Origin of the sequence: Streptococcus sp. 2022WUSS135 (genome assembly GCF_044427045.1) — a bacterium.
Taxonomy (GTDB): domain Bacteria; phylum Bacillota; class Bacilli; order Lactobacillales; family Streptococcaceae; genus Streptococcus; species Streptococcus hashimotonensis.
Genome location: NZ_JAOTGL010000049.1, coordinates 1 through 6,426, shown reverse-complemented (window position 1 = coordinate 6,426; position 6,426 = coordinate 1). Strand labels below are relative to the sequence as shown.

The 6,426-nt window shown below is 40.2% G+C and carries 5 protein-coding genes and 1 pseudogene; all 6 read right to left on the bottom strand.

The window, feature by feature from the left end:
• A partial coding sequence (locus ODU45_RS09735; protein WP_128577821.1) for a GTP-binding protein occupies nucleotides 1–569 on the bottom strand: 569 nt, incomplete at its 3' end.
• Between the two features lie 15 nt (nucleotides 570–584).
• Nucleotides 585–632, bottom strand: a pseudogene (locus tag ODU45_RS09730) (hypothetical protein); the annotation flags it as partial.
• A 313-nt stretch (nucleotides 633–945) separates the two neighbouring features.
• A complete protein-coding gene (locus tag ODU45_RS09725; protein ID WP_001224318.1) occupies nucleotides 946–1,878 on the bottom strand; it encodes a conjugal transfer protein in 933 nt (310 codons plus the stop codon).
• Nucleotides 1,875–2,876, bottom strand: a complete 1,002-nt coding sequence (locus ODU45_RS09720; protein ID WP_001574272.1) for a lysozyme family protein — start codon at nucleotides 2,874–2,876, stop codon at nucleotides 1,875–1,877. The genes ODU45_RS09725 and ODU45_RS09720 overlap by 4 nt, the downstream gene beginning before the upstream one ends.
• A complete protein-coding gene (locus tag ODU45_RS09715; RefSeq protein WP_398581221.1) occupies nucleotides 2,873–5,050 on the bottom strand; it encodes a CD3337/EF1877 family mobilome membrane protein in 2,178 nt (725 codons plus the stop codon). The genes ODU45_RS09720 and ODU45_RS09715 overlap by 4 nt, the downstream gene beginning before the upstream one ends.
• Before the next feature lie 2 nt (nucleotides 5,051–5,052).
• On the bottom strand, nucleotides 5,053–6,426 hold a 1,374-nt coding region (locus ODU45_RS09710), incomplete at its 5' end, for an ATP-binding protein (RefSeq protein ID WP_398581220.1).

The window sequence follows — 6,426 nt, the reverse complement described above, 5'->3', positions numbered from 1 at the left end:
ATATATTTCTCTAAAAGGTCATCGTTTCCCTCTATTACCGTATCCCATTGTTCAGATTCGGTAAAGTTCGTCACACACATATTAGGATACAGTTCTACCTTCTGTTTGATTACAATTTCGGCAGAAAGTTTCTCTTTAATATCCTGATAAACCGTTGATAAATCAATTCCATTTTGGTCAATCTTATTGATAAAAAAGATTGTGGGAATCCCCATTTTCCTAAGTGCATGAAATAATATACGAGTTTGTGCTTGTACGCCATCTTTTGCAGAAATCAGTAGAATTGCCCCATCTAAAACTGATAATGAACGATATACTTCTGCTAAGAAATCCATATGTCCTGGCGTGTCTATGATGTTCACCTTCGTATTTTCCCACTGAAAAGAGGTTATTCCTGTCTGAATTGTAATTCCTCTCTGACGTTCTAAAAGCGTATTATCCGTCCTCGTTGTACCTTTGTCCACGCTTCCTAATTCTGTAATCGCTCCACTGTTATATAATAAGCTTTCTGTTAAGGTAGTTTTTCCTGCATCAACATGAGCTAAAACTCCAATATTAATAATTTTCATGTGATTTTCCTCCATTCAAAAACCCAAAAGGGCATAAAAATCCCAGTGATAAATACTTTTATCACTGGGATTTTTATGCATAACCATAGGTATACAAAGCATACAGATATTCTCTGGATACTTTAGAATCACATGATAAAGGTATTCTTAAACTGGGTACAAAAAACTAAGCCCTCCTAAAAAAGGACATCCAATTATTTGTTCCCACTATCAAATTGACAGTTTATTTAAGAATACCTTGCCGCATATTTATTAACTCCTTTTAAATAGATACTTAAATAATAGCACGTAAGAGCATATTTGTAAAGGAATCTCCAATTTTTTATCAAAGAGAGTACGTGATTACAAAATAGCTGTAATAATGTACCAATATTTGTTATTCTATAATCTTCCAATTACTCCCGTTCTTTTCAAGTACCAAATCAAATTGAGATACCTGCGTTGCTTTGGTCTGCTGGTCGATATACTCCACTGTCAGCGATACCGTGACTTGATTATCCTTACGATTGTGAATAGGATTTACCAGTTCTTGAAAGATGTACTCTTTTCCGATTGGTTTTAATATCCCGTCATTCACATAGTAGGAAAGTTCACTGGCTGTCGCTGTAGGATAGAGCTTGAAGAACGTCGTTAAAAACTCATTGATTTCATTGGTTGTAATGGAATCAACCGTCCCCTCACTTTCAATGGCTTTTGGTTTATAACTTGATTTCTTAGGTATGTTGGTAATGGTCGGATTCTTAACCAGTACCATATTTCCAGAACCATCTACATAGACACTCACTATATAAGCAGAGTGGACGGTCTTTGTATTTTCTCCCTCTGTAATGAGCTGGTCTACACTGTAGGTTACATTAAACTCATTGTCGCCAGTTGGCTCTACCGTCCATATCTGAAATCCTCTTACAGAAGACGATACAGGAATATCTTTGCGTACTGTATCAACATTGAGAGCTTGAAGTTCATCTGTCAGATAGCCTTTTAGACTTTCCATTCGATTATCAATGGACTTATCGGATTGCTCCCATGAATAGTAGACTTTCGCAAAGTTCTCTACAAAATTTTCTACATGATGAGTATCAACGTATTCCTTTTCTATGATAGTTGTTTCGTGAATAGTATGAGTATCTATAGCTGTAAAGTGCTTGAATATCGCAAAGCTGAAACTAAGCCCTAAAAGTACCCACAAGGCAATCACAACCTTTTTATGAGGATTGACCTTATAGACACGAGGTTTCTTTTCCTTTGGTATCTGTTTTTCTTTATTCTGATTTTTTCTAAATTTCATCATTAAATCTTCCTTTCTCATTGTTTGATTCGTCCTGCTCCCACTAAATGCTGTTGCCAGTAGGGGCTTGTTAAGTCGGCATAACCGATTGGGTCGCCTGCATGAAACATACGGTTATTGCCAAGGTATATCCCAACATGAGTAATATAAGAGCCAGCGTTATAGGTAGAATGAAAGAAAACCAAATCGCCAGCTTGTGCTTCCGATAGTGGGATATGCTGGGTCACATCATATTGCTGTTGTGCGGTTCGTGGTAAGTTAATTCCAGCTTTTCCATACGTCCATTGTGTCAGTCCGCTACAATCAAAAGAAGTAGTCGGGGAAGCTCCACCGTAAACGTATCGCCAGCCCTCATATTTCAGTGCTTCGTCCATGATGGCTTGTACCGTATCATCATCAAACTCTGTTGTGACAAGATACTGCGTTACCAGTTGCACATAAAACATATTGCCATAGTTGTATCGCCAGCCCCCATTGATAGGTATGGCTATGGGATTGGGGTAAGACACTTTTTCGCCACCTGAATACTCTTTTGAGAAACTTTGAGCCAGTTCAAAGGTATATTTATTTCCACGATTAGCCACATACCCTAAGAAACCACCACCATAATTGTAGGACTGGATAACCGATTCTAAATCTACACTGAGCCTTTCGCTACTGGCTAATAATTCACTGAAATACTTCACACCTTGCTTAATGGATTCTTCTGTACTCAATGAATTAGGTGGAAGACCGAGGGATTCCGAGGACTGCATAACATCTTCCGCAGTACCGCCCGATTCCACCTGTATAATCGCAAGAAGTATGTTGACATATTCTTCAACGCCATATTCTTTGGCATATTTTTCTACCATAGGCTTATGAGCCAGCACTTCTGCGGAAACATTCACACCTCCATAATGAATATTGGAAATTCCGCTGTCCTGTTCATCTGAAAATAAAATGGCAACAAACAGAAGTAGTGAGAAGACCATCAAGAATAGCCCAGAACCACCAATCACTAAAGCTTTCAGTTTCATGGTTTCTTACTGCCTTTCTTGATAGTGGCGGATTTTATTGGTGGTCTATTTCTAAGGTTTTGACTTTGAACTCTTTGAACAGTAGACGGACGCTCTTTTGTGACTGGACGTTGTGAAGCTCTGTCTGCTGGTGTAGTTGAAGTTGCTGGCTTTTGAACGGTTTTTTCTTGAACGGTATTGCCTTGGCGTTCCACTTTTGGACTTGAAAAATCGGACTTAACTGCTGGACGCTCTTGTTTGGCTTGTTGAGATTCCTTATATGAAGTCTGAATATTAGACTGTTTTGAGGTCTGTTCATCATGATATTGTTCTTGTCTTGTAGTCGGTCTTTCATGAACAGAAGAAGCAGGCTGTTTTTTCTGTTTGACCTGTTCCATTTCAGAGCGACGCTTCGCAATGGTTTTTCGCCTTTGTTCCTGCTGTTCCTTGCGTCCACTGGCTCTGTCCGCTTTGGTTTGAGAAATACTACTGGTTAAATCACGGACATTCTCTTTTACTTTGGATTTTCCTTGATATACTGCATATCTTGCATTGGTCGGCAAATCTTTAACCTGTTCTTTCAAACCACTAGCAGTGTCTACCATTCTGTCTTTGGTATCAGCTACTGTACCGATGGTTTGACCGATACGTTTTCCAAGTGTTGATTTTTCCTTTCCGTCTGGTCGGGAGTGATCTGCTTGTGTCCTTGCAGAACTCCCCGAACCCGACTGTCCTTTTTTACCTGTAACAATGGCAGACCCAGCCCCTAGAGTAGTCATGGAACGTCCAAGTTTCCGCTGTAGACGGTGCATGTGAGCGTGCATAAGCATACGAGGTTTTCTCATCACACGACTTCCCACACTTTGAGAATCGTTACTCTGTAGAGAAAACATACTCATTAAATCGCCCAGCTTGAAGTAGATTCCTGCAAAGGTCACAATCTGTAGAAAAGCAATCAAAAAGAACGGATAACCAGCCGATAAGGTATAGAGCATGGTTGAAATACTAAATGCTGTCGTAATAATCAATGTGATTCCAGCTCGTGTCAAAATGGTATTAAAGAGCTTTGTTATGGCTCGTTTTGACATACCATCAAATGATGGAATCATGCTTAAAATAAAGCTCACAGGCAGAAACATAGCATAGATGATAAAAAGTACCTGCGAGAAAATCATGATTCCTGTTAATAGGAATACAAATATGGAAATCCCAATATTGAAGACAAATAGGAAGAAGACTGTACCTAAACGGTTAATGGTCTTTGTAATGGTTAGATTGGTATTGCTTCTGTCTTCAATTTCTTCCGCAACAATTTTTTCTCTGTCTTCGCCATTGTTGGAATCTGGGCTGGTGGAGAGCAGGCTTTCCACACGGTCAATACCGATACTTTCAATGTCTGAACTGTTGTATTGAAGCAGTAGCCACGGTTGCTGAACCTGTATGGAAAACAGGCTATCTCTGATTAAGTCCACGCTGTCCTTGCCTTGACTATCGGAATGGGGCATGACAATCTTCGTGCCAAGTGATAAACTGGCATTACTGATGTCTGATGAAAAGTCATTGATTTTTTTAATGTAGTCGGGAGCGTAGGCAATAAAGGAAGCCGATAGGATAAACACCAGCACAAAATTCATAATGGCATGAATTGCCTTTGTGGTTTCTCTCTTTATCAGTCCTGTATAGGCAACATAAACCCCAAGAACCAAAATCAAGAGTAAAAGGAATCCAACATAGAAACCCTCTGTTGATAGTCCACTAGGCGTAACCCCTGCAAGGGTCTGCATATTCTTGCCAATGGAATCTGCTGTAGCGGAAATGAAGTCTAAGGAATAGGCTTCCTGTACTAAGTAACCCGTCGCATTGGAAACATACAAACTGATTGTCCAAATAAAATTGGTAATGGCATATAGTCCATACATGACTTGTTTTCCAATTCCGTCCGACCAGTTCCACGGTAGCCAGCCCCAGCTATTATCCACATAAAAATCCAGTTGATAGTTTTCAAGTGGGTATCGGCTGTATTCATTTGCCACATTGACCGTATCATCTACCAAGCCCGCAGCTTGAACCACCGTTCCCAGCATGGCTAAAAGAAAAATGGCAATCACAAGTGTGAAAGCCACTGTCATTGCCACTTTACCTAGACGTTTCAGCGTCCAGTTTGATTTTATTCTGTTTACTATTGATGGTTTCACATTTACACCTCTTTTCGCACAGGTGGTCTGGTATCAAAGGCATGGAGCAGTTCTTCAAATACAGGGTGGAACTGTATCACACCGACACGACCATATAAATCACTGATAAGGCATTGCCCGTTTTCCAAATCACGCAATCGCTTCTGATTGTTTTCGTCCTCTGGGTCTACACCAAAAAAGGCAAGGGTTTTTTTAATCTCGTTAAGGTCAGTGGAACGAAAGGCAAATTTTAAGCCGAGGTTATTTTTCAGTTTTTCATCTAAGAGGTCATCTGTATTTTGGGTCACGAAATATACCCCAGCGTTCATAGCACGACCAGCACGAACCAGCTTCATAGATAGTGTTTTCCCTTGTGCCACCTGTAAGAAGCTCCATGCTTCGTCTAAGTCTACAATCTTGAAAATACTTCGGTCTGTATGGATAAAGTCCAACGCAAAGGTACTAATGACAATCAGCATTGCTACCGATAGTAACTCCATTGTGGTATATTCCTCAAAGGAAGTTTCCTTGTCAGGAAGTACCAAGTCGGCAACCTGTATAATGTTCAGTTGTTTTTCAAGGCTGATAGACTGCTCTACATAACCATCACTAAAAAGCAGATGGGCAAAGTCATAGTCTGTAAAACTTTCGATATGGTCGGCTATGCTGGTACTTAGTGGCGTATTCTCAACCCGTAATTCTTCAATCACTTTCATCAACCCTCGCACTTCACTATTGGTTACTGCACGAATGGCTTTTCTAAGGATTGGGAAGCGTTCCCCATCACGAGAGGAAATCCCCGTAAGGAATGTCAAAATATCAATAGCCAGTGATTCAGAATCTTTGGTATTTTTCATAATTACATAAGGGTCAAGTAAGCCTTTGTTTTTCTCATCAGAAGTCAGATTGACGATATTGATTTCATGGGAAATCTCTGGCAAGGTTTCTTTCCATCTGCCACGTTCTGCTTTTGGGTCTACAATCACTGCTTGTGCCCCATAAAGCACTGCATAATAGACGATAAGGTTATTCGCAAAGGATTTACCACCACCCAGCGAACCGACAAAGGCAGACGCTAACGCATTGGTTACTGAACCCTTAACCCCTTGACTGGCAAGAGCAGGTTTCAGATAGACATTGCGTCCAGTATCTAAGCTGTAGCCAACATAAATCCCCTCATTTTCACCCAGCATTTGAGTAGCACCAAAACCTAAACCAGCGAGGAAATCAGAGGTCACGTATTGAATATAGTCATTCATATATCTTTTGCTGGCAGGTAAAAATTCTTCATGTAAGCCCAGCATATCCCCAAAAGGTCGTACCAGTTTCACGCTCAAATCATCATAGAAATCTTTCACTTCATTACAACGACGTTTAAGTTCGTCAAGGTCATTTGC